Origin of the sequence: Arthrobacter sp. NPDC058288 (genome assembly GCF_042880995.1) — a bacterium.
Classification (GTDB): domain Bacteria; phylum Actinomycetota; class Actinomycetes; order Actinomycetales; family Micrococcaceae; genus Arthrobacter.
This window is the reverse complement of record NZ_JBHVYH010000002.1, coordinates 40767-62254: the sequence shown is the minus strand read 5'-3', so window position 1 is coordinate 62254 and position 21488 is coordinate 40767. Positions and strand designations below refer to the sequence as shown.

Sequence of the window (21488 nt, the reverse complement as noted above, 5' to 3'; positions counted from 1 at the left end):
GGCTAACGCCGATTCGGGCCGTTTATAGCTATCGATTCGATAAACTACCCGGCCCCGGCGTTCGAGTCTTGTCCAGGCGCCCCAACAGCGCGCGCCCGTGGCTTTAACGCACCGTGAACATCCGGGGTACCCCGGAAGGGTCAGTCCTGTTCCAGGGTCTCGGTCAGGTGGTGGGTGGGGATGCGGTCGCGGTCGTACGTGATCTCGGTATAGCCGTGGGGTTCGGGCTTGCCGTGCGGGTCGAGGTTCACGAACACGATTTCCTCGATGGTGAGGATGCTCTGCCGGGTGATCATGTTCCGCACTTCGGCGCGCATGGTCAGCGATGTGCGGCCGAAGCGCGTGGCGGTCAGCCCCATCTCAATCAGGTCGCCCTGTACCGCGGAGCTGACGAAGTTGATTTCGGAAATGTATTTGGTGACGGCCCGGCCGTTGCCGAGCTGCAGGATGGCGTAGATGGCCGCTTCCTCGTCGATCCATTTCAGCAGGCTTCCGCCGAACAGTGTGCCGTTCGCGTTGAGGTCTTCGGGGCGCACCCATTTGCGCGTACGGAAAGTAATGTCTGCCGATTCCATACAGCGAGGTTAGCCGACGGCACCCCGCCGGCCGCAGTGTGACGGCGCTTACCAGGCGGCGACGGCGGCAGGCGCCTGCCGCCGTCAGGCCATGGCAGTGTGGGCGGCGCTGTGGGAATCTATCTTCTTGGCGTAGCAGTAGGAGTGCTCGACGCCGATGTACGGGCCGAAATTCGGTACTTCGTCAAAGCCGCAGCTCTGGTAGAAATTCCTGCCGTCCGGCTGTGCGGAGCCCGCCTCGGCGGTGATGGAGGTGACGCCCATGCCGTACGCGTGCGCCTCCAGCGCTGCGAGGATCGAGCTCGCCACGCCCGAACCCCGCGTGTAGGGCAACACATACAGCCGCTTGATTTCCGCCGTCGTGGAGTCCAGCATCCTCAGCCCGCCGCAGCCCACCGGCTGGCCGGAGCTCTTCTCGTAGGCCACCAGGAACACTGCGGTATCCGCTTCCGACGGCGGCGGCCCGGGTTCGTGGTCCTTCGTACCGAAGCGGGCGTCCAGTTCCGCCTGCTGTGCTGCACGCAGGTCGGCGCCCACGGGGTTGGCCCAAGTGACCTGCCTGATGTTGAGACGGGGGTTGGTCTGCATCACTGCCTCAATTCGCCGGAGGGTTATGCAAAATAAGCCTAAGAGGGGGCCGTTTCCGCGGTGTTTCCTGCGGGTAAGCGTCCGAAGAACAGGGGACGGGCGCCCCAAAAACTAGCAAGCTGATCTAGTTATCAGATCGGCTAGTATTATTCAATGGCTTTGAACAGCAGTACCGGGTCCGGCTATTGGTACGGCGCCGACGGGCAGTTCGACCATAGCGCAGCCGTGTTGCAGTCCTTGCGTGACTATCGCAACGCTGAAGTGGCGACGCGCCGGTCCACCAGGGATTCGATGGGCATGGGGGAGACGGACATCCTCGCCCTGCGCTTCCTCCTCCGCGCCCGGGCTTCGAACAAAGCTGTGGTACCCAAGGACCTCAGCAATTTCCTAGGCATCACGAGCGCATCCACCACCTCGCTGATTGACCGCCTGGTGGGCAGCGGTCATGTGCGGCGCGAACCCCATCCCACGGACAGGCGGTCGCTGATCGTTGTCCCGACGACCGAATCCGATACGGAAGTCCGGGCCACTCTCGGAGCCATGCATCGCCGGATGATGGCGGTGGCGGAGGAGCTGACCGCGGAGGAGGCCGGCGTCGTGATCGCTTTCCTCCAGCGCATGCGCGAGGCGATCGATCCCGAAAACCACGTCAAGCCTGATTTAGATAGTTAGACAAGCTAGTTATATTGACTATTTATATGTATGCTTACTATTAATGGGTTGACCGTTGGTAGTTTGACGCTTGGCATAGGGAGTTGGGTTCGCTTGGTGACGTTCACACGATTTGACGGACGGGGCCAGCGGACGGAAACGGCTACGGCACAATCAGGCACCATGACCGAGCCAGCCCGTGTTTCGGACGGATCCGGCCCGGGCGGTTACCCGCCCAGGCACTGCGGTGTGGCCATGGAGTGGTCCAAACCGGCCGCGCGGACCATGTCGGCCTACTCATACGATGCCGGTGACGCCCTGGCCGACCTGCCCGAATTGTGGCGGTGCCGATGCGGCTTCCAGCTGGACTCCTGGGTAAACGTGGCACCCGCGGCCAGCCTTCTGGCCGATATCCGCCTGTCATGACCGGCGACGGCGGCTGCCAGCCTCCCGAGATATGGGATGCCGGTGCGGACACGCGGTATGTGATGCATGAACGGGTAGGCATCGGTGCCACCGCCCAGGTGTTCCGCGGTACCGCCCGCCGTGACGGCCGCCCAGTCGCCATTAAAGTGGCTGCGCTGGCGGACGAGCGGAATGGTGAACGCATCGCCGCTGAAGCTGTCCTGATGGAGGGATTGCGTCATCCGGCGCTCGTGCAATTTGTTGACAAGGGCACCGCGGCAGCGGATTCTTGCTGGGCGGGCCGCCCCTTCCTGGTCCAGGAACTTGTTTACGGCAGGAGCCTAGCGGAAACAATCCGGCGGGGGCCAGTGCCCGGGAATGAAGTAGCTCCTTGGGCGGTGGGTCTCCTGTCCGGATTGCGGCACCTGCATGCGCGCGGAATCGTGCACAGAGACATCAAGCCGGCGAACCTGCTGCTAAGCAGCCTGCGCCAATGCCCCGTCCGGATCATCGACTTCGGCATAGCTGCGCCGGCGGGAACCGAGCCGGAGCCCGGGACGTCTTCCGGCACCGTTCAGTACATGAGCCCGGAGCAGGCCAACGGTGAGACGGTCCGCCCGGCTGACGACATCTATGCCCTGGGGCTGGTCCTTCTCGAATGCCTGACGGGTGTCAAAGCCTTCCCCGGGACCGCTGTCGAATCCCTGGTCGCAAGGACGCTGAGGAGCCCCGGGATACCGCGGCATCTCAGTCCGCAATGGGAGTCGCTGCTGGGATCGATGACAGCCATGCGGGCGGCGGAGCGCCCCACGGCACTCGAAGCCACGGCAGAGGCCGCGATGCTCCTGCAGCGTCCGCATCCCCTGCGCCGCCGGGTGGAGGCGCGCTCCGGGAGCTACTGCTAGGCCGGTCTCCCGGCGGGGTCTCCCGCGGTCGGATCGGCCAGAGCCAGGCCGCCCACGGGGCTGTCATCCCAGTGGATGAGCTTCCAGCCGCCGTCGGGGTCGCCCTCCAGCGCCACAATGCCGGTGTTGTTCAGTACATGCTTCGCGGCAAAGTCCGGCTCAATGTTGCCGGCCCGCAGTCCTGCCCACACCCGGATGGCCGCCCCGTGGCTGACCACGGCAACGGATCCGGAATCCCCGTTTCCGTTCGCACGCTCCGCCACTGCGGCGATCGCGGCGTCATAGCGGTCGAAGAAGTCCCGGCCGCTGGGACCTGCAGGCATCCGACGGTCCAGGTCGCCGTCGGCCCAGGAGAATATGGTGCCCAGGTACCGCTTGTGCGATTCGTGGTCCGTCAGCTTTTCGAGCGCACCGGCTTCGATCTCGTGGATGCCCTCGATCACCTCCGTGTCCAGCCCGTGCAGCCGCGCCAGCGGCGCGGCCGTGATTTGGGTCCGGACCAGGGTGGAGGCGTAGAGGGCGTGGATCCGCTCATTCGCCAGAGCACGGGACAACGCTTCGGCCTGGCGTTCGCCGAGTTCCGTCAGCCCCGGTCCCGGGTGCGCGGTGTCCAGCTGGCCCAGGACGTTGCCGGGGGTCTGGCCGTGGCGGATGAGCAGGAGCCTCATTTGAGGTGATCCACCAGCTTGTCCGCGATGCCCGTGTACTTCCCCGGGGTCAGGGCCAGCAGCCGGGCTTCGGCTTCTGCTGAGAGGCCCAGCCCCTGGACGAATTCCTGCATCCGGGCGGCATCCACGCGCTGCCCGCGGGTCAGGTCCTTGAGTCGCTCGTAGGGGTTTTCCATCCCCTCGACGCCGGCAATTGCCTCAGCGCGCATCACCATCTGGATGGCCTCGCCCAGAACTTCCCAGTTGGTGTCGAGGTCGCCCGCGAGGACGTCCTCGGCCACGTCCAGGCGCTCCAGGCCCTTGACCACGTTCGAGATGGCCAGCAGGGAGTGGCCGAAGGCGACACCGATGTTGCGCTGGCTGGAGGAGTCGGTGAGGTCACGCTGCCAGCGCGAGGTGACCAGCGTGGAGCCCAGCACGTCCAGCAGGCCGGAGGAGATCTCCAGGTTGGCTTCGGCGTTCTCAAAGCGGATCGGGTTGACCTTGTGCGGCATGGTGGAGGAACCCGTGGCGCCCGCCACCGGGATCTGCGCGAAGTAACCGATGGAAATGTAGCTCCAGATGTCGGTGCACACGTTGTGCAGGATCCGGTTGAAGCGGGCGACGTCGGCGTATAGTTCCGCCTGCCAGTCGTGGCTTTCGATCTGGGTGGTCAGCGGGTTCCAGGTCAGGCCCAGGCCCTCAACGAATGACTTCGCGACGTGCTGCCAGTCAGCGCCGGGAACGGAAGCAACGTGGGCGGCGTAGGTGCCGGTGGCACCGTTGATTTTGCCCAGGTATTCCGTCTTGGCGATCCGGTCCAGCTGGCGGTTCAGGCGGTGGGCTATGACAGCCAGTTCCTTGCCCAGCGTGGTGGGCGTGGCCGGCTGGCCGTGCGTGCGGGAAAGCATGGCGACGCTGCGGTTGTCGTCCGCCATCGTGCTGATCTGGGCCACCAGCGCCCTGGCGGCGGGCAGCCACACGTCCTCCACGGCGCCCTTGACGCCCAGCGCGTAGGAGAGGTTGTTGATGTCTTCCGAGGTGCAGCCGAAGTGCACCATGGCGGTCAGCCGCTCAATGCCGATGGCCGGCAGCCTGCGGCCGATGTAGTACTCAACTGCCTTGACGTCGTGCACCGTGACGGCTTCGATGTCGGCCAGCTCGGTGACGGAGGCAGAGTCGAATTCCGTGACGATGGCGCGGAGCTGGTCCTGCTGTTCGGACGTCAGCGGGCCGGCGCCCGGGAGGACGTTGTTGCTCGTCAGATGGATGAGCCACTCAACTTCGACGGCCACGCGGTCCCGGTTGAGGGCCGCCTCGGACAGGTAATCCACCAGCGGTGCGACGGCGGACTGGTACCGGCCGTCCAGCGGGCCTAAAGCGATCTTCTCCGGCGAGGCGGCAAGGGCCAGGCGTCCGGAGGGCGTACGGGTCTCAGCTGTGGCGGCAGTTTCAGGCATGTGCTGATTCTTTCATTAAGTAGCGCTGCCCCTTAAGCGCGGTGTCCGTATGACTTCTCCACGCCGGGCCCCGGATTCCGCGGTGTCCGCCGTTTTCCACATAGCCGGCCCCGGCAGTTCCACGCCGCTCCACCGGTCCTTAGCGTCGTTATTACCGACCATGCGGAACAACAGAAGTCAGGGGGACAGGAATGAGCGGGAGCATCACTGCAGCGGATGCCAACACCTGCGGGTCGCGAAGCTTTGAGGTGCAGCAGCTGGCCTGGCGCGTCGCGGGGTTTGCGCACAGCCTCGATACTTCGATGCTCGCGTTCCGCCGGGTTCAGCTGTCGGAGTGGCAGTCGCCGGCCGGACAGGCGTACCGGACCGCCATTTCGTTGCAGGCCGCCGCGCTGGGCCGGGCCCGAGAGCGGCTGATGTCGGCCTATGAAGCGGTGCTCCGCCACGCGCAGCATGTTTCGGTCTCCTCCCAGCGGACGCCCGGGGGAGGGTACTGATGGCAGAGGTCACGCCTTCCGGAAGCGGAGGCCAGCTGGGAGCGTTGGAACCGGCAACGGACGGCAGCATGCGGATCCGCGGCGGAGTCGGCGGAATCAGCTTCCAGCTGGAAGAACTCATGGCCGGTGTGGCTGAACTTGAAGGTATGGCTGACGAACTTGCCGCGGTTGAAGTTGGGGTTCGCCGGGTCTGGGAGGAGCTATGTCCGTACGAGAACGATCCCCGTGCCAGCGGCACGGCCGCACTGATTGCGGTGGGTGAAGGGTGCCAGGCAGTTCGCGCCGTCAGGGAAGAACTCCAGCACCTCAGCAGTCAGGTCCGGGCGAGCCAGCGCGATTACGAAACGGCCGAGTCAATGGTCGCCGCGGGGATCCGAGTGCCGGACGACGGCTGGGGCTTCCTGCCCTTGTTGTTCGTGGATCTGACTCAAACCAACTACCCGAGCCGTGACGCCGCCGAGGCCCTTGCGGTGCCGTTGTCCATCGGGCTGCTGGCCACCATTGCACCGAAAGAGGACCTCGTTCGGGCATTGGCCGCAGAGCTGGCCGCCGGCCGGTCTATCTCGGCCGCAGGCCCTTCCGTTCGCAGGTTAGTGGAAAACTATTTCCCGCGGTTGAAGCCCCGCCCGGTCACCGCGGTGGAGGAACTGGCGCGGGACGTCGACGTAGACACCTCCCCTGCCGGCCTGCTCGCCCGGCTCCGCGAGCTGGACGCGGACGGGCACGGCACAATAGAGGTGGTCCAGGTCGAGAATAGCGGGCGCAAGGCTTTCATCGTTATCGTCCCCGGCACTCAGCCCACGGATCCGCCCGGGGGAGCGAACCCGCTGGATGAGGCCGGGATTGCGGAGGCCCTGGGCTATGGCTCCGAACAGCTCAATGCCGCCGTTTTGTCCGCGCTGCACCAGGCCGGCGCAGTCAAGGGGGACCAGGTAGTGGCCGTCGGCTACAGCCAGGGCGGGGCGCATGCCATGAACCTCAGCAGCGACAACGCGTTCCTCGCCGAATTCGACCTGAAGTACGTCCTGACGGCCGGTTCACCCGTGGGCGGTATTACCCCGGCACCCGGAATCACGTCCCTCCACCTCGAACACCGCCAGGACTGGGTTCCCGGCGGTGACGGAACCCCAAACCCGGACACAAGGGACAGGGTCACTGTCACGCTAACGGACCGGGTGGTCACGCCGGAAGGCAAGGAAACCGGGCTCGGGCCCGGCCACAACCTCGAAAATTACGAGGCAGCGGCCAGACGGGTCTCCGCAAGCGAAAACCCGTCCCTGGTCGCGAACACGGCGGTCCTCGCCGGGATTGTTGGCGCGGGAGGGGCCGGGACAGCCACCCGCTTTGCGGTCAACCGGGAACCGACGGCCACGCCGGCACGCCAGCAGGAAAGGCTGCCCCGAGGCGCAGCCAGATGGGTCGGCCGCTAGGCGGGCATGTGCTGGAGCGCGCAACGCGCACCTTAGCGTCGGACGCCGGTGATCCTGCCCGCTACAAGGGAGACCACCGTGATGATGATCGCCGCCAGCACAGCAGTCCAGAAGAACGAGTCAATGGTGAAGTGGACGGGGGTGTAGCTGCTCAGCCAGGACGTCAGGAACAGCATGGCGGCATTGATGACGATCGTGAAAAGGCCAAGCGTCAGGATGGTGATCGGCAGGGACAACAGGCTGACGATCGGCCGCACCAGTGCATTGACCAGGCCGAAAATCAGGCCGATGAACAGGTAGGCAAGGACTACGCCAAGCGGATCCGTTCCCTGCGTGACGCCTCCTTGGGCAACGGCTTCCGTCGTTGCGGTGGTGGAGATGTCCATACCGGGCAGGATCCAGCTCGCAATCCAGAGAGCCAGGCCGTTGATGAGAACCCGCACGATGAAAGAAAACATGGCCCCATGCTTTCACATGGCTGAGGAAAGCGGCAGAAGCGGAGAAGTAGGCTAGTGGGCATGACTTCACCAGAGAATCCCGCCGGGGGAATCAGGCCGCGTCCGGTGGTGGACAGGCTTCCCCGCTATGCCGCCGGCAAACCTCCCGCGGTCGTCGAGGGCCTTGCCAGCTACAAGCTGTCCTCAAACGAGAACCCGCTTCCGCCCATCCCTGCAGTGTTGCAGGCCATTGCGGACCAGACCGATTTCAACCGCTACCCGGACCCGCTCAGCACCAAGCTGCGGGGGGCGCTCGCGGACTTCCTGCAGGTCCCGTCCGAGGATATCGTCACCGGTGCCGGCAGCCTGGGTGCCCTTAACCAGCTCCTCGCGACCTTCGCCGGGCAGAACGACGATGGCAAAGCCGATGAAGTCATCTACGCCTGGCGGTCCTTTGAGGCCTACCCCATCTGCGTGGGGCTCGCGGGGGCTGAAAGCGTCAGGATCCCGCTGACTCCCGAAGGCCGCCACGATCTCGAAGCCATGGCAGCAGCCGTGACCGCGCGGACCAAAGTGATCCTGCTGTGCACACCGAACAATCCGACCGGTCCCATCCTTGAAACGGCAGAAACCGAGCGGTTTATTCGCGCTGTCCCATCTGATGTCGTCGTCGTCATCGACGAGGCCTACCAGGAGTTCGTGCGCGCTCCGCAGGCGGTGGACGGCATCGGGATGTACCGCAAATTCCCCAACGTGGTGGTCCTGCGGACCTTCTCCAAGGCGCACGGACTGGCCGGCCTTCGTGTGGGGTACAGCGTCTCCCACCCGGACCTTACCCAGCACCTCCGGGTCGCTGCCACGCCTTTCGCCGTATCCCAGATCGCCGAGCGGGCCGCTGTCACTTCCTTGGAAAACTTCAGCCAGGTTGTAGAAAGGGTACAAAGCCTGGTGGATGAGCGCGACCGCGTCACGGCCGGGTTGCGGGAGCTCGGCTGGTTTGTGCCGGACGCCCAGGGCAACTTCGTGTGGCTCAATCTCGGGGAAAACAGTGCTGAGTTCGCAGCACTGGCGGGAGAGCGCGCCTTGTCCGTGCGTGCCTTCGGTAACGAGGGCGTCAGGGTGAGCATCGGCGAGGAGGAAGCGAACACCCGCTTCCTCGAGCTCTGTGCGAACTATACAAAGCCGCCACGGCGTTCCTAGCGCTTAACATAACGCCCTGCGTCCGCTTACTGCGGATAAAGTAAGGGACAGTAAGCCAAAATATATGCCCGATCTGGAATATATTCCACATTCGGCATATATCCCAGCGAGATTGCGACGCATTCAGATGCGGCAAGCAAGGAGACGGTATGGGCGCCACACATCTGCCCGCTACCGAGTTCGACGGAACCGGGGTAGACGACCAGCTTGAGGCGGAAGCCGAGGCCGCACTGGGTGAACCTCCCACCCGGATGGTGCAGCTCCTGGGACCGGACGGCACCTTGGGCGAGGATCCGGTCTTCTCCGCATACGCCAACCGCCTCGACGCCGAAAAGCTGCGCGGGTTCTATGCGGACATGGCAGCCATCCGACGGTTCGACCAAGAGGCAACCGCGCTCCAGCGCCAAGGCCAGCTGGCCCTGTGGGTACCCCTGACCGGCCAGGAGGCCGCGCAGATCGGGTCGGGACGCGCCAGCCAGCCGCAGGATTACATTTTCCCCACCTACCGTGAACACGGGGTTGCCCTGACCCGCAACGTTGACCTGGCCGAGCTGCTGCGCCAGTTCCGGGGTGTGTCCAATGGTGGTTGGAACCCCAAGGACACCAACTTCCACCTTTACACCCTGGTCCTCGCGGCGCAGACTCCGCATGCCGTTGGCTATGCCATGGGCATCCAGCGGGACCAGAAGCTCGCGGCCGCCAACGCCACCCCGGGCCAGCCGCAGGAGCCGAAGGCCGCCGTCATGGTCTACTTCGGCGACGGCGCCAGCTCCGAAGGTGACGTGCATGAGTCTATGGTCTTTGCGTCGTCGTACAAGGCGCCTGTGGTCTTTTTCTGCCAGAACAACCATTGGGCGATCTCGGTACCCAGCACCGTGCAAACCCGGGTCCCTCTCGCCGACCGCGCCAAAGGCTACGGTTTCCCCGGGATCCGGGTGGATGGAAATGACGTCATCGCAGTGCACGCCGTCACGGAGTGGGCCTTGGAGCGTGCCCGTGAAGGAAAGAGCCCGGTGCTGATCGAGGCCTTCACGTACCGGGTCGGTGCCCACACCACGGCGGACGATCCCACCAAATACCGCGGCACCGACGAAGAGGCACAGTGGCGGGCGAAGGACCCCCTCGAACGGCTGGAGAAGTACCTCCGCGCCGGGAACCTTGCTGATGACGCCTTCTTTGCAAAGGTGAAGGCCGACGGCGACGAGCTCGCCGCCTATGTCCGCAAGACGACCCACGACCTCGAAACCCCGGACATCCGGACGGCATTCGCGAACACTTACGCCGAGGCCCACCCCCTGGTGGCCGAAGAGCTGGCCTGGTTTGAGGAGTACAGCGCGGGCTTCGTTGACGAAGCAAGTACAGACGAGGCAGATACGGACGGGGCAGCCAACCGATGACCACCATGACCATCGCCAAGGCCATCAACGAGGGCCTCCGCGCGACGTTGAACAACAACCCCCGCACGCTGCTCATGGGCGAGGACATCGGTCCGCTCGGAGGCGTCTACCGCGTCACTGACGGTCTGATCGGTGAATTCGGCGCCGACCGCGTCGTGGATACCCCGCTGGCAGAGTCCGGAATCATCGGAACCGCGATCGGGCTTGCCCTGAGCGGCTACCTGCCGGTCTGCGAGATCCAGTTCGATGGCTTCGTTTTTCCGGGTTTCAACCAGATCACAACCCAACTGGCCAAGATGCACGCACGCAGCAACGGAAACCTCACCGTGCCGGTGGTGATCCGCATCCCGTACGGCGGCGGCATCGGCTCGATTGAACACCACTCGGAGTCTCCGGAGGCGCTGTTCGCGCACACGGCCGGCCTGCGAATCATCACCCCGTCCAACCCGCATGACGCCTACTGGATGATCCAGCAGGCCGTCGACTGCCAGGACCCGGTGATCGTCTTTGAGCCGAAGCGTCGCTACTGGCTCAAAGGTGACGTAGATACCGAATCGCCCGGCGCGTCGGCGGATCCGTTCAAGGCCCACGTGCTGCGCGAAGGCACCGACGCCACCGTCGTCGCTTACGGTCCGCTGGTTCCGGTGGCACTCGCTGCGGCCGGTGCCGCTGCCGAGGACGGCCACAGCGTGGAGGTGATCGACCTGCGGTCCATCTCTCCGATCGATTTCGACACCGTCACCGACTCCGTCAAGAAGACGGGCCGCCTGATCGTGGCCCATGAGGCACCGACATTCGGGGGCATCGGCGGCGAAATCGCGGCCCGTGTGAGTGAGCGTGCGTTCCTGTCCCTGGAAGCGCCGGTGATCCGGGTGGGCGGCTTCCACATGCCGTACCCCGTGGCCAAGGTGGAAGAGGACTACCTGCCGGACATCGATCGCATCCTCGAGGCGCTGGACCGCGCCCTTGCCTACTGACGACCGCCTGCTGACGATGCTTTCCAAACCGAGGAACCCATGACTGTAAACAAGTTCAACCTCCCCGATGTGGGCGAAGGGCTGACCGAGGCCGAGATCGTTTCGTGGAACGTCAAGCCTGGTGACAGCGTTGCCATCAATGACATCCTGTGCGAAATCGAAACGGCCAAGTCGCTCGTGGAACTGCCTTCGCCGTTCGCGGGCACAGTCACCGAACTGCTCGTTCCCGTCGGGGTGACAGTCGACGTCGGCACTCCGATCATCAGCGTGAGCGACGCCGTGTCCGGCGACCCCACGCCCGCGGAGGCGCCAGTACCGGCGGCCCCCGCAGCTGCACCGGCGCCCGCGGCTCCCACCGCTGACGCCCCGATGTACGGGAAACTGTCCGAGGACCACGACGGGCAAGAGGGCGGCGCGCCAGCCGCACCGGCTGCTCCCGCCGCCGGGAAGGCCGTCGGTCCCCTGGTGGGTTCCGGCCCCAAGGCAGACGCCGTCAAGCGGCGCCCGCGCAAGGCCCCGCCGTCCGCGGGGGTACGGCCGGCATCGGTCCCCGCGAGCTCCGCGGCAGTTGAGCCCGCGCCCCTGGCCGAGCCCGTCGAGGCCCAGGGTATCTGGATCAACGCCGGTGCACCCTCCGCCTCCGACGCCACGGCGGCATCCGCCGAAGTCCCCGGGCGCGCCACCCTGGGAGGCACCATCAGCGGCCTCGTGAACCGGGTCCTGGCAAAGCCGCCGGTGCGCAAGATCGCCCGTGACCTCGGGATCGACCTCGCTGACGTCGTCGCCACGGGCGCGCGCGGGGAAGTGACCAGGGAGGACCTGGTGAGCTACCAGGCCCAGCGTGACGCCGAGGTCGACAAGGCGGACACCTTCTGGGGCAAGTCCGGCCGCCCCCAGGACCAGCGCATCGAGCGGATTCCTGTCAAGGGTGTCCGCAAAGCCACGGCCAAGGCCATGGTGGAGTCTGCGTTTGCCGCCCCGCACGTGAGCATCTTCGTGGACGTCGACGCCAGCCGTACCATGGAGTTCGTCAAGCGGCTCAAGGTATCGCGTGACTTCGAAGGCATCAAGGTTTCCCCGCTGCTGATCCTGGCCAAAGCCGTGATCTGGGCGGCTGCCCGCAACCCCAGCGTCAACGCCACGTGGGTGGACAACGCCGACGGCAGCGACACGGCCGAGATCCACGTCAAGCACTTCATGAACCTGGGCATCGCGGCGGCAACCCCGCGCGGCCTGATGGTGCCCAACATCAAGAACGCCCAGGACCTCTCGCTCAAGGAACTGGCCCTGGCACTCAATGACCTGGCCACCACCGCCCGTGCAGGCAAGACCCAGCCCGCGCAGATGCAGGGCGGCACCCTGACGGTCACCAACATCGGCGCCCTGGGCATCGACACCGGCACCCCGATCATCAATCCCGGCGAGGTGGCCATCGTGGCATTCGGCACCATCAAGCAGAAGCCGTGGGTCCTCGACGGCGAAGTCATTCCGCGGTGGATCACCACCCTTGGTGGTTCATTCGACCACCGCGTGGTGGACGGGGACCTCTCGGCGCGCTTCATGGCCGACGTCGCGGCCATCCTTGAGGAGCCGGCGCTCCTGCTGGATTAGGGCGTCCAGGAGACGGATGGCCAAAGATAAAAGGAACCCCGAGGCTGAATTCAGCGTCGGGGTTCCTTTGTGCCGAGCGGCCTAGTAGGCGGGGTAGTTCGCGAGCATCTGGGCCAGGGCCGGATCGGACGTCATTCCGCTGAGGGCGACGGCCGCTGCGATCATCGCGCCGGAGAAGCCGGTGACGCAGGCAGTAACCACCGCAAAGAACTTCCAGTCATCGCGCATAACGCTGCGGATGGTCTCCGGAAGATTCAGGCCGGGGGCGATCAGGTTGGGAGCGGTGTCCGTTGAGCCGTCGTCGAGGAACGCGATCACCCGGTCATTGGCGCGGTCCACGCGCATGGTGCTGATGTGGTTCCCGTGGCGGGCAAGAAGGATGTCGTGGCCCACCAGTTGGCGGCGCTGAAGCGTAAGAATGATGTTCCCCTGAGGTCGTCGGTAGCCGGATGTCCGCACCATCGAGCACCTTCTAATTTTATCGCCGTAAACCGCGTGATTCCGCCGAAAATCGGGTGAGGCTGCCCACCAGGGGGAGTGATGCCGGTCAAGCCGGGGGCGCCGCATCCTTGACACGCCGAACTAGAGTTGCACCAGCTACGGTCACTTACCGGCAGCTGGCCGAGCGGATCAAAGGAGATGTTGCGTGTTCTCAAGCCCCTTTTCGGATGTGGTCATCCCGGACCAAAGCGTTTATGAGTACCTCTTCGGGAGCCTCACGGAAGCGGACCTGGAGCGTACCGCCGTCGTGGACGGCAGCAGCGGTTCTGTAACCACCTACCGCCAGCTGCTGGAACAGATCGACGCGGTGGCGGGCGCAGTCTCCGCACAGGGACTGGGCCCGCACGGGGTTGCCGCGATCCTCTGCCCCAACGTCCCGGCGTTCGCTGCCGTCTTCCACGGCCTTCTCCGTGCCGGCGCCACCATCACCACCGTCAACTCGCTTTATACCGCCGATGAAATCACGCACCAGCTGCAGGATGCCGGTGCAACGTGGCTGTTCACGGTGTCTGCCCTGCTTCAGGGAGCCGAGCAGGCCGCCGAGCGCGCCGGGATCCCGGCGGACCGGCTGGTGGTGCTCGACGGCGCCCCGGGCCACCCTTCACTGAAGGACCTGCTCACCGCCGGAGTGCCGGCCCCTGCCGTTTCGTTCGACCCGGCGACCCATGTGGCCGTGCTGCCCTACTCCTCCGGCACCACCGGGCGGCCCAAAGGCGTGAGGCTCAGCCACCGTAACCTGGTGGCCAACGTGGAACAGTCCCGCGGGCTTCTGAAGGTGCAGCCGCAGGACCGGCTTCTTGCCCTGCTGCCGTTCTTCCACATCTATGGCCTCACTGTCCTGTTGAACCTCGCCCTGCGGGAACGGGCGTGCCTGGTCACCATGCCCCGGTTCGACCTCGCCGAGTTCCTACGCACCATCCAGGACCACAAATGCACCTACCTGTTCATCGCCCCGCCGGTGGCCGTGGCGTTGTCCAAGCACCCGCTCGTTGCCGACTACGATCTCAGCTCCGTCCACACCACGCTGTCCGGCGCCGCGCCGCTGGACGGGGAACTCGGCGCGACGCTCGCCGAACGCCTCCACTGCCGTGTGCTGCAAGGGTACGGGATGACGGAGATGAGTCCGGTGTCGCACCTGATCCCGGTGGACGCCCGGGACGTACCGGTGAGCTCGGTGGGCTTCACGGTGCCCAACATGGAATGCCGGCTGGTGGACCCCGCCACCGGCGAGGAAATCGACATCCCGGCGGAAGGAACCAGTGCCCCCGGCCACCTGCTGTGCCGGGGACCGAACGTTATGCTGGGATACCTCAACCGTCCGGATGAAACGGCGGACACCCTGGACGAGGATGGTTTCCTGCACACAGGGGACATCGCGACGGTCCGGGCCGACGGCGTGGTGACCATCGTGGACCGGCTGAAGGAACTCATCAAATACAAGGGCTACCAGATTGCCCCGGCCGAACTTGAGGCGCTGCTGCTGTCGCACCCGGGCATCGCTGATGCCGCCGTGATCGGAACACCGGATGCCGACGGCCAGGAAGTGCCGATGGCCTTCGTCGTGCGCCAGCCGGACGGCCAAGGGGAAGCGCTCGATGAAGACGGCGTCATCGACTTCGTCGCCTCCAGGGTTGCGCCCTTCAAGAAGATCCGCCGGGTGGAGTTCATCGAGGCGGTGCCCAAGTCCGCCTCCGGGAAGATCCTGCGCAGGATGCTCAAGACGGCCCGGCCAGCCTGAGGAGTGCTAGTCGGCCACGTCCGTTTTGGCGATGTAGACGTCGCACGGTGCGTTGTGCGCCACGCTGTTTGCGACGCTGCCCAGGACCCGGCCGAGCCCGCGCATCCGGCGGTTGCCCACCACGATCATGCGGGCGTCGAAGCGCTCGGCTTCCTTGATAAGGGCTTCCGCCGGCTTCCCCCGGGCCGCTGAATAGGTGACCTTGAGGCCTTCCGTACTCAGCCGTCCCGCAACGTCCTTGGCCACCTTCTCGGCCTCACCGGCATCAGAGACGATGAACCGGTCGCTGCCGCTGCCGTAAACCTCGGTGCGGTCGCTGTCGAACGCCGTCACCACGTGAAGGGTGGCCCCCAGGGACGCGGCAAGCCCCTGTGCTGTTTCCGCGGCCCGCATGGCAGTCTCACTGCCGTCAACGCCGACAACAATAATTCCGGTCATAGTCCTGCTCCTAAGGGATCGGTCAGCCAATGAATAATGCCCAGCTGCGTGCGGTACTGATTCAGGCTACAGCGCCGCGACGGCGTCCCGCAGGACCGGCGCGAGCCGCCGCACGCCCTCGGCGATGGTCTCGGGAGGAACGGCACTAAAGGCGAGCCGCAGCTTGTTGGACGGTTCGTCCGAATGCGTGAAGGCCGCTCCGGGGATGAACACCACGCCGGCGTCGATGGCCTTGCGCAGCAGCGGGTACGTGTCCACGCCCGCGGGCAGCGTTACCCAGACGAAAAAGCCGCCCTCGGGCCGGGTCCAGCTGAGCCCCTCCGGCATGTACTCTTCCAGGGCGGCGAGCATCGCCTGGCAGCGCTCGGCGTAGAGCCCGCGATAGGTTTCGATCTGCCCTTTCCAGTCATAATCCCGCAGGTAGGCCGAGACCAGCATCTGGTTCAGCGTCGACGGGCAGAGCGTCACCGCTTCGGACGCCAGGTAATAGCGGCGCTGGAGGTGTGCCGGCACGAGCGCCCAGCCAATCCGCAGCCCCGGGGCGAAGATCTTGGAGAACGAGCCCATGTAGATGACGTCGTCGGGATTGGCCGCCCGCAGCGGAGCAAGGGGCTTGCCATCGAAGCGGAGCAGTCCGTAGGGGTTGTCCTCCAGGACCAGGATATTCGCCTTGCGGCATATATCGACGATCTCCTGCCTTCGCTCCACGGCCAGGGTGATGCCCGAGGGGTTGTTGAAGTTGGGGATGGTGTAGAGGAACTTGATGTTCTTCCCGGCAGTCTGCAGGGCGGCGATCCGGGCTTCCAGAAGGTCCGGCACCAGTCCGTGTTCGTCCATCGGAACAGTGGCTACCTCCACTTGGTAGGCCTCGAAGGTGTTCAGGGCGCCCACGTAAGTGGGGTCCTCCACCAGTACCACATCCCCGGGGTCGCAGAACACCTTAGTGGCCACGTCCTGTGCGGACTGGGAACCGGCAGTGATCACGACGTTGCGGGGATCCGCGTCGAGGATTCCCTCTGCCGCCATCACCTCGCAGATCTGCGTGCGGAGCTCTTCCGTTCCCTGGCCGTTACCGTACTGCAGGGCCGTCAGGCCTTGTTCGGCGATGATCTTGGCAGCCGTCTGGCCCAGACGTTCCAGCGGCAGGGACTGCAGGTAGGGACTGCCGCCGGCGAGCGACACCAGGCCCGGGCGCAGGGAGATGTCAAAGACGTCGCGGACGGCGGACTGCTTGATATTGGCTGCGCGCTCCGAGAAAAGTTCATCGTGGCGGTGGGCGGACGTTGCCGCGCGTTCGATTGCGTCAATTGCTTCGGCCGGCAGGACATCGGCGGCGGCATCAAGTGTTTCGTGGGTCACACTCACAGGATACAGTCATGTGTTGTCAATGAGGAAACGTTTGTTGATAAAAAGTCTGCCCTCCGGTCAAGGCGCGGCCCGGGAATTGCTTTACCTTGGGCGGCGCAGGGCATGGAATAGACCCATGACTTCGCACACTCACCTCGGACCTCCTGCCGCAGCCTTCCATGCACTTCACGAGGGCGCGGCGCCGCTGGTCCTGGTGAATGTGTGGGATGTGGCTTCCGCCCGCCTGGTGGAGGAAGCAGGAGCAGTGGCGCTGGCCACCTCCAGCTCGGCCCTTTCATGGAGCCTCGGCTTTCCGGACGGCAATCACCTGCCGCGAGAACTGGCCATGGCGGCCCTTCGCCGCATCGCAGCCTCCACCGCACTGCCGGTCACCGCGGACATTGAAACCGGGTACGCGCACGCAGGGGGCACCTTTGACGACGGAGAACTGCGCGAAACCATCCGCAGTGTCCTGGCGGCGGGGGCCGTAGGCGTGAACTTGGAGGACTCCGGGGATGAACCGCTGACTGACGTGCGGGAACAGGCGCGCCGCATCGCCGTCGTCCGCCGTGAAGCGGAGGACGCGGGCGTTGACCTGTTCATCAACGCCCGCACCGACACCTACCTGTCCGGCCGTTTTGCGGACACTGCCTTTGCGGAAACCCTTCTTCGGGCAGACGCGTACCTGGCTGCCGGCGCCAACGGAATTTTCGTACCCGGGGTGCAGGACCTGCACGTGCTTCATGACCTGTCCAGGCGGATTGACGGGCCTCTGAATGCGCTCGCCGGCCTGGGTGCACCTTCCGTGGGGGAACTGCACGACGCCGGCGTCCGCCGGATCAGCATCGGCGGCAACACGGCGAAGGCTGCGTATGCCACCGTCTCCAGGGTGGCCGAAGACGTTCTCGGGGACGGCAACTGGTCCGAACTGGCCGGCGCCCGCAGCCACGAGGCCATGGATCGGCTATTTCGGCGCAACTGACTGCCTGGTCGTGTCCGGTGCGGACCGGTGTGCCGCCTTCTCTGGCTCACCTGAGGCTCAGGGCGTCAGCCAGCCGCTGCCCGTCCACGTAGATCTCCGCCCGGGCCGCGCCGACGGCAGACACGGCCGTGTGCGTTAGCTGGGCTTCCACGCGGGGGAGGTCGCAGGTGCCGCCGGGCCGGATGGTTCCCGTCAGGTTCACCACCACTGTGGTGCCGTCGAAGTAGGCGGAAACGTAATCCAGCGCGGAGTTGTGCAGGGAGTTGTACAGCCCGTCCGGGGTGTTGCCGCCCCCCAGCAGGACGCCTAAGGCCGTCCGGAGCGGTTCCTCCGTAGCGGCCGTGCTGTGGAGGACGGCCACCAGGCTGTCGTTGCAGCCGAACCGCACCCCGGTGCTGCCGCCGTCGTCGAGTGCCACGAAGTACACCGGCGTCCCGGCGGAGAGCCCTGTTCGCGGCGCCGCCTCGCGGCCCGCGCGCGGTTGCTCCGGAGCTGCCAGGCTGCCCGTGCCCGTGCTGCCGGTCGTGGATACGGCGGTGGCGCCGTCAATGGCCGGGGCGCTGTTGGAGCCTGCCTGCGGGGTGAGGCTGCCGCCCGTCCGGGGTTTGGCCGCCGGGGCGGAAGCTGTAATGTCCGGCCGGGTGGCGGCGGACGCCGGGAGGGTGGCATCCGGGGAGGGGGTGGCCGGAGGCGGCGCCGGAAGCGGTTGCGGCTGCGGCATGCTGCCTGGCCCGACCGCGGAATTTTCCGGAGCAGCCACGGGCAGCGAGCACGAGCCGAGCCACAGCGGAAGCAGGAACGCGGCTGCTGCCGCAGTAGCCCGGATCCCAGGCGTGATCACCATGAACGCACCGCACTTCCAGCTCTCGCACGTCCCCGTCTCCACGTTACGGCGGTGCAACCGTGCACGGAATATGTGCCGAGTGACGGTTTTGCGTCAGCTCCATCACGGAATGGTGACGCAAAACGCCCCCGGCGGTTGCCGGAGGCGTTTGGTGCGGTGAATGCTGTGGATCAGGCAGCCTTGGCGGCAGTCCCGGCGTTGGCCAGGGCTTCGAAGACACCCTTGATCTGCTCCACAACTTCGGCGTCGTCCTTGGGGTGGACTTCGGCGAAGCGGACCATCGAGCCGGGAACGGCCAGCTTGGCATCCTCGAGCACGCGGGCGCCGGCGATGCCGACGGCCTTGCGGGCCTCGTCCTGTGCCCAGACTCCGCCGAACTGGCCGAAGGCGGTCCCCACGACGGCGGTGGGCTTGCCGGCAAGGGCGCCGGCGCCGAACGGGCGGGACAGCCAGTCGATGGCGTTCTTGAGCGAGGCAGGCACGGTTCCGTTGTGTTCCGGCGTGACCAGCAGCAGAACGTCGGCGTCGTTGGCGGCGGCGCGCAGGGCTGCGGCGGCGGCGGGGACCTGGCCCTCAACGTCAATGTCCTCGTTGTAGAACGGGATGTTGCCCAGGCTTTCGTGGATGACAACCTCAACCTGCTCCGGCGCGTTCAGCTGGATGGCTTCGGCGAGTTTCTGGTTGGTGGATTCGGCGCGCAGGCTGCCGACCAGGGTGAGTACGGTGCTCTTGGACATGTGAACTCCTAGTTTCCGGCCGCGGGAGGTCCGCAGGCTAATTGATCATGGAGGCTGGTGAGTGCCTTCACTCATGCTAAACGGACTACGGTCCGGATATTATTCCCCGGGCTAGAATAAAATCTGTGAGCCTCATCCCAATCCGCTCCGGATCGCCACTGGGCGGGGAAGCGGAACGCAGCGACGCCGCCCGCAACCGGGAACTGCTTCTCAGGGCTGCCCGGGAACTCATCGAGGAGTGCGGGGCGGACGGCCTCACCATGGACCGGCTGGCCGAGCGTGCCGGCGTCGGCAAAGGAACGGTCTTCCGGCGGTTCGGCTCCCGGGCGGGCCTGATGATGACGCTGCTCAGCGACTCGGAGGCCGAGTTTCAGGGCCGGTTCATGTTCGGCCCCCCGCCCCTGGGCCCGGGCGCCCCGCCGCTGGATCGGCTCGCCGCCTTCGGTGCCGCACGGATTGCCTATGTCCTGGAATACGGAGAGCTGGCGCGGGCCGCGGACTCGTCTGCCTACAACCGCTTCGACGTGCCGGCTGCCGTGCTCTGGCACCGGCACATCGAAATGCTCCTGCGGGCGGCCGGTGTGACCGCGGACCCCTGGCTTATGGCAATGTCGCTCAGCTCCACCCTGGACCCGGAGCGATTGCTGTACGCCGTGCGGGTGCACCAGGTGACGCCGGAGCGCCTCGCCGAGTCCTGGCGCGAACTCGTCACCCGGGTGGTGAGCTGTCCCGGCGGCGTCACCGGCCGGACGGAAAACGCTTCGGGCGGAAGCTAACCCGCAGCCCGGGACCGCCCCGCCAAATCAATCGTCATGATTTATTCATAACGATCTGATACAGCACCCCCCTGTTTCCGTCCCGGCGCACCGTGGCGGCGCCCGCTTATGTGGTAGTTTCCTCTGGAATGTGACCCGCAACATAGTCCACCAGGACAAAGCCCCAGGGCTCGCGGGCGGCCAGACACCCGTTGGCCATGATCCCGGATCGGCGGCGGAACCCCTGCCGGTTTGGGGATGACGGAAGGATCGACTGCTGTGAATGCTGATATGACACCCGCCCGCAACGGTGCCTCGGAAGCGCCGCCGTCACTGCGCGGCGCGGAACTGGTCCCGGCGATCCTGAGCTAGGCAGACGTGTTCCGATACCTCGCCAAAAGGGCAGCCACCTACCTGCTCATGATCTTCCTGACCACAACGGCGGGGTACTTCCTCGCCGTCAGCACGCTTCAGCCCGCGCTGCTGGAACAGGAACGCATCCCGCGGCCGACGCCCGAACAGGTGACCAACTCCTTCCGCCTCAAAGGCCTCGACCCGACGCTCAGCCCGTGGGAGCGCTACGTTGACTGGCTTACGGGAGTTGTCACCCGCTGGGACTGGGGACGCAGCCCCAACGGTGCTTTCATCAACGCCGAGTTCGGCGACCGTGTGTGGATCTCCACACGGCTGTTCCTTGCTTCGATCGTCCTCACCCTGATCATCGGTGTGGCGCTGGGGGTGTACACCGCCGCCCGGCAGTACAAGTTCCAAGACCGGGTGATTACGTCCTACAGCTACCTCGTTTACATCGTGCCCGCTCCGATCGCCTACTTCCTGGTGCAGCTCGGTGCCATCAACATCAACGAGTCCATCGGCGAACGGATCTTCTTCGTCACCGGCATTTCCACTCCGGGGCTGGAGGGCAACGGCTGGGTCCAGTTCGTCGACATGGTGGCCCACTATGCGGTGCCCACGCTGGCCATCACCCTGGTGGGCTGGGGCACCTACCAGATCGCCCAGCGCCAGTACCTGCTGGACAACGTCAACGCCGACTTTGTCCGGACGGCCCGGGCCAAGGGCCTCACCCGCAACCAGGCCATCACCCGCCATGCCCTTAGGGTCTCGTTCATCCCGGTGGCGCAAAGCATTGCGTTCACCATTCCGGCCATCTTTGCCGGCGGATTCTTCGCCGAGAAGATCTTCGCCTGGCCGGGCGTCGGATCGTGGAGCATCGACGCCATCGCCCTGCAGGACGTCAACGCGGCCACCGCCACGCTCGCTTACGGCTCCGTGATCTTCGCGATCGGGGCCATCCTCGCGGATTTCGCCACTACGCTTGTCGACCCGAGAGTGCGGGTGCAGTAGC

The 21488-nt window shown here is 65.6% G+C and carries 23 protein-coding genes; 13 read left to right on the top strand and 10 right to left on the bottom strand.

Going from position 1 to position 21488, the window contains the following annotated elements; genetic code table 11:
- Positions 1-140 precede the first annotated feature (140 nt).
- Both ACFVWT_RS09035 and ACFVWT_RS09030 read right to left on the bottom strand, forming a co-directional pair.
- A complete protein-coding gene (locus tag ACFVWT_RS09035) occupies positions 141-575 on the bottom strand; it encodes an acyl-CoA thioesterase (RefSeq protein ID WP_011693861.1) in 435 nt (144 codons plus the stop codon).
- A gap of 84 nt (positions 576-659) precedes the next feature.
- A complete protein-coding gene (locus ACFVWT_RS09030; RefSeq protein WP_209741905.1) occupies positions 660-1163 on the bottom strand; it encodes a GNAT family N-acetyltransferase in 504 nt (167 codons plus the stop codon).
- A 153-nt stretch (positions 1164-1316) separates the two neighbouring features.
- Between ACFVWT_RS09030 and ACFVWT_RS09025 the strand changes: the two genes are divergently transcribed.
- From ACFVWT_RS09025 to ACFVWT_RS09015, 3 genes are all read left to right on the top strand, one after another.
- Entirely contained in the window at positions 1317-1835 is a 519-nt protein-coding gene (locus tag ACFVWT_RS09025) for a MarR family winged helix-turn-helix transcriptional regulator (RefSeq protein ID WP_390247263.1), read from the top strand.
- Positions 1836-1997: 162 nt separating this feature from the next.
- A complete protein-coding gene (locus tag ACFVWT_RS09020; RefSeq protein ID WP_390247261.1) occupies positions 1998-2240 on the top strand; it encodes a hypothetical protein in 243 nt (80 codons plus the stop codon).
- Positions 2237-3124, top strand: a complete 888-nt coding sequence (locus ACFVWT_RS09015; protein WP_390247259.1) for a serine/threonine-protein kinase — start codon at positions 2237-2239, stop codon at positions 3122-3124. Before ACFVWT_RS09020 ends, ACFVWT_RS09015 begins: the two co-directional genes overlap by 4 nt.
- Here ACFVWT_RS09015 and ACFVWT_RS09010 read toward each other — a convergent pair.
- Both ACFVWT_RS09010 and purB read right to left on the bottom strand, forming a co-directional pair.
- Positions 3121-3792: a histidine phosphatase family protein gene (locus tag ACFVWT_RS09010; RefSeq protein ID WP_390247257.1), complete on the bottom strand. Its 672-nt coding sequence runs from the start codon at positions 3790-3792 to the stop codon at positions 3121-3123. The two genes, ACFVWT_RS09015 and ACFVWT_RS09010, sit on opposite strands and share 4 nt — an antisense overlap.
- Complete coding sequence (gene purB / locus ACFVWT_RS09005; RefSeq protein ID WP_390247255.1) at positions 3789-5231, bottom strand: adenylosuccinate lyase; 1443 nt, start codon at positions 5229-5231, stop codon at positions 3789-3791. The genes ACFVWT_RS09010 and purB overlap by 4 nt, the downstream gene beginning before the upstream one ends.
- Positions 5232-5422: 191 nt before the next feature.
- On the opposite strand from purB, the gene ACFVWT_RS09000 reads away from it, so the two are divergent.
- Entirely contained in the window at positions 5423-5728 is a 306-nt protein-coding gene (locus ACFVWT_RS09000; RefSeq protein ID WP_390247253.1) for a hypothetical protein, read from the top strand.
- Positions 5728-7158, top strand: a complete 1431-nt coding sequence (locus ACFVWT_RS08995) for a hypothetical protein (RefSeq protein ID WP_390247251.1) — start codon at positions 5728-5730, stop codon at positions 7156-7158. Before ACFVWT_RS09000 ends, ACFVWT_RS08995 begins: the two co-directional genes overlap by 1 nt.
- 32 nt (positions 7159-7190) lie before the next feature.
- Here the strand turns inward: ACFVWT_RS08995 and ACFVWT_RS08990 are convergent, their stop codons facing one another.
- On the bottom strand, positions 7191-7616 hold the full coding sequence (locus ACFVWT_RS08990) for a phage holin family protein (RefSeq protein ID WP_390247249.1): 426 nt from the start codon (positions 7614-7616) through the stop codon (positions 7191-7193).
- A 60-nt stretch (positions 7617-7676) separates the two neighbouring features.
- Between ACFVWT_RS08990 and ACFVWT_RS08985 the strand changes: the two genes are divergently transcribed.
- From ACFVWT_RS08985 to ACFVWT_RS08970, 4 genes are all read left to right on the top strand, one after another.
- On the top strand, positions 7677-8795 hold the full coding sequence (locus ACFVWT_RS08985; RefSeq protein ID WP_390247247.1) for a histidinol-phosphate transaminase: 1119 nt from the start codon (positions 7677-7679) through the stop codon (positions 8793-8795).
- A 149-nt stretch (positions 8796-8944) separates the two neighbouring features.
- Complete coding sequence (pdhA, locus tag ACFVWT_RS08980) at positions 8945-10192, top strand: pyruvate dehydrogenase (acetyl-transferring) E1 component subunit alpha (protein ID WP_390247245.1); 1248 nt, start codon at positions 8945-8947, stop codon at positions 10190-10192.
- Positions 10189-11169 carry an alpha-ketoacid dehydrogenase subunit beta gene (locus ACFVWT_RS08975; RefSeq protein WP_390247243.1) on the top strand — a complete coding sequence of 327 codons (981 nt, stop codon included), beginning with the start codon at positions 10189-10191 and terminating at the stop codon, positions 11167-11169. Before pdhA ends, ACFVWT_RS08975 begins: the two co-directional genes overlap by 4 nt.
- Before the next feature lie 39 nt (positions 11170-11208).
- The gene (locus ACFVWT_RS08970) at positions 11209-12780 is read left to right on the top strand and encodes a dihydrolipoamide acetyltransferase family protein (protein ID WP_390247241.1); all 1572 of its coding nucleotides are present in this window, start codon (positions 11209-11211) and stop codon (positions 12778-12780) included.
- Positions 12781-12861: 81 nt separating this feature from the next.
- On the opposite strand, the gene ACFVWT_RS08965 is transcribed toward ACFVWT_RS08970, so the two are convergent.
- Positions 12862-13242, bottom strand: a complete 381-nt coding sequence (locus tag ACFVWT_RS08965) for a hypothetical protein (protein ID WP_390247239.1) — start codon at positions 13240-13242, stop codon at positions 12862-12864.
- 184 nt (positions 13243-13426) lie between these two features.
- On the opposite strand from ACFVWT_RS08965, the gene ACFVWT_RS08960 reads away from it, so the two are divergent.
- Positions 13427-15019, top strand: coding sequence for an AMP-binding protein (locus ACFVWT_RS08960; RefSeq protein ID WP_390247237.1), 1593 nt, complete (start codon positions 13427-13429; stop codon positions 15017-15019).
- A 6-nt stretch (positions 15020-15025) separates the two neighbouring features.
- Here ACFVWT_RS08960 and ACFVWT_RS08955 read toward each other — a convergent pair whose 3' ends face one another.
- A complete protein-coding gene (locus tag ACFVWT_RS08955; protein ID WP_390247235.1) occupies positions 15026-15457 on the bottom strand; it encodes a universal stress protein in 432 nt (143 codons plus the stop codon).
- A gap of 66 nt (positions 15458-15523) precedes the next feature.
- Positions 15524-16816 carry a PLP-dependent aminotransferase family protein gene (locus ACFVWT_RS08950; protein ID WP_390247232.1) on the bottom strand — a complete coding sequence of 431 codons (1293 nt, stop codon included), beginning with the start codon at positions 16814-16816 and terminating at the stop codon, positions 15524-15526.
- Between the two features lie 124 nt (positions 16817-16940).
- Here ACFVWT_RS08950 and ACFVWT_RS08945 point away from each other — a divergent pair, with 124 nt between their 5' ends.
- Positions 16941-17786 carry an isocitrate lyase/phosphoenolpyruvate mutase family protein gene (locus ACFVWT_RS08945; protein ID WP_390247230.1) on the top strand — a complete coding sequence of 282 codons (846 nt, stop codon included), beginning with the start codon at positions 16941-16943 and terminating at the stop codon, positions 17784-17786.
- Positions 17787-17832: 46 nt separating this feature from the next.
- Here ACFVWT_RS08945 and ACFVWT_RS08940 read toward each other — a convergent pair whose 3' ends face one another.
- Positions 17833-18630 carry a GerMN domain-containing protein gene (locus ACFVWT_RS08940; protein ID WP_390247228.1) on the bottom strand — a complete coding sequence of 266 codons (798 nt, stop codon included), beginning with the start codon at positions 18628-18630 and terminating at the stop codon, positions 17833-17835.
- A 170-nt stretch (positions 18631-18800) separates the two neighbouring features.
- The gene (locus ACFVWT_RS08935; RefSeq protein WP_390247226.1) at positions 18801-19367 is read right to left on the bottom strand and encodes an NAD(P)H-dependent oxidoreductase; all 567 of its coding nucleotides are present in this window, start codon (positions 19365-19367) and stop codon (positions 18801-18803) included.
- Between the two features lie 125 nt (positions 19368-19492).
- On the opposite strand from ACFVWT_RS08935, the gene ACFVWT_RS08930 reads away from it, so the two are divergent.
- Together ACFVWT_RS08930 and ACFVWT_RS08925 are read left to right on the top strand one after the other, a co-directional pair.
- Positions 19493-20143, top strand: coding sequence for a TetR/AcrR family transcriptional regulator (locus ACFVWT_RS08930; protein ID WP_390247224.1), 651 nt, complete (start codon positions 19493-19495; stop codon positions 20141-20143).
- Between the two features lie 357 nt (positions 20144-20500).
- Positions 20501-21487, top strand: coding sequence for an ABC transporter permease (locus ACFVWT_RS08925; RefSeq protein ID WP_390247222.1), 987 nt, complete (start codon positions 20501-20503; stop codon positions 21485-21487).
- Position 21488: the final 1 nt, after the last annotated feature.

What these genes read in the sequence shown, in the direction of transcription:
- ACFVWT_RS08970 (WP_390247241.1), top strand. Translation starts at nt 11,209, where the DNA reads ATGACTGTAAACAAGTTCAACCTCCCCGATGTGGGCGAAGGGCTGACC.
- ACFVWT_RS08990 (WP_390247249.1), bottom strand. Translation starts at nt 7,616, where the DNA reads ATGTTTTCTTTCATCGTGCGGGTTCTCATCAACGGCCTGGCTCTCTGG.
- ACFVWT_RS09000 (WP_390247253.1), top strand. Translation starts at nt 5,423, where the DNA reads ATGAGCGGGAGCATCACTGCAGCGGATGCCAACACCTGCGGGTCGCGA.
- ACFVWT_RS08955 (WP_390247235.1), bottom strand. Translation starts at nt 15,457, where the DNA reads ATGACCGGAATTATTGTTGTCGGCGTTGACGGCAGTGAGACTGCCATG.
- ACFVWT_RS09015 (WP_390247259.1), top strand. Translation starts at nt 2,237, where the DNA reads ATGACCGGCGACGGCGGCTGCCAGCCTCCCGAGATATGGGATGCCGGT.
- ACFVWT_RS08995 (WP_390247251.1), top strand. Translation starts at nt 5,728, where the DNA reads ATGGCAGAGGTCACGCCTTCCGGAAGCGGAGGCCAGCTGGGAGCGTTG.
- ACFVWT_RS08965 (WP_390247239.1), bottom strand. Translation starts at nt 13,242, where the DNA reads ATGGTGCGGACATCCGGCTACCGACGACCTCAGGGGAACATCATTCTT.
- ACFVWT_RS09035 (WP_011693861.1), bottom strand. Translation starts at nt 575, where the DNA reads ATGGAATCGGCAGACATTACTTTCCGTACGCGCAAATGGGTGCGCCCC.
- ACFVWT_RS08935 (WP_390247226.1), bottom strand. Translation starts at nt 19,367, where the DNA reads ATGTCCAAGAGCACCGTACTCACCCTGGTCGGCAGCCTGCGCGCCGAA.
- ACFVWT_RS08985 (WP_390247247.1), top strand. Translation starts at nt 7,677, where the DNA reads ATGACTTCACCAGAGAATCCCGCCGGGGGAATCAGGCCGCGTCCGGTG.
- ACFVWT_RS09020 (WP_390247261.1), top strand. Translation starts at nt 1,998, where the DNA reads ATGACCGAGCCAGCCCGTGTTTCGGACGGATCCGGCCCGGGCGGTTAC.
- ACFVWT_RS09025 (WP_390247263.1), top strand. Translation starts at nt 1,317, where the DNA reads ATGGCTTTGAACAGCAGTACCGGGTCCGGCTATTGGTACGGCGCCGAC.
- ACFVWT_RS09030 (WP_209741905.1), bottom strand. Translation starts at nt 1,163, where the DNA reads ATGCAGACCAACCCCCGTCTCAACATCAGGCAGGTCACTTGGGCCAAC.
- ACFVWT_RS08945 (WP_390247230.1), top strand. Translation starts at nt 16,941, where the DNA reads ATGACTTCGCACACTCACCTCGGACCTCCTGCCGCAGCCTTCCATGCA.
- ACFVWT_RS08940 (WP_390247228.1), bottom strand. Translation starts at nt 18,630, where the DNA reads ATGGTGATCACGCCTGGGATCCGGGCTACTGCGGCAGCAGCCGCGTTC.
- purB (WP_390247255.1), bottom strand. Translation starts at nt 5,231, where the DNA reads ATGCCTGAAACTGCCGCCACAGCTGAGACCCGTACGCCCTCCGGACGC.
- ACFVWT_RS08975 (WP_390247243.1), top strand. Translation starts at nt 10,189, where the DNA reads ATGACCACCATGACCATCGCCAAGGCCATCAACGAGGGCCTCCGCGCG.
- ACFVWT_RS09010 (WP_390247257.1), bottom strand. Translation starts at nt 3,792, where the DNA reads ATGAGGCTCCTGCTCATCCGCCACGGCCAGACCCCCGGCAACGTCCTG.
- pdhA (WP_390247245.1), top strand. Translation starts at nt 8,945, where the DNA reads ATGGGCGCCACACATCTGCCCGCTACCGAGTTCGACGGAACCGGGGTA.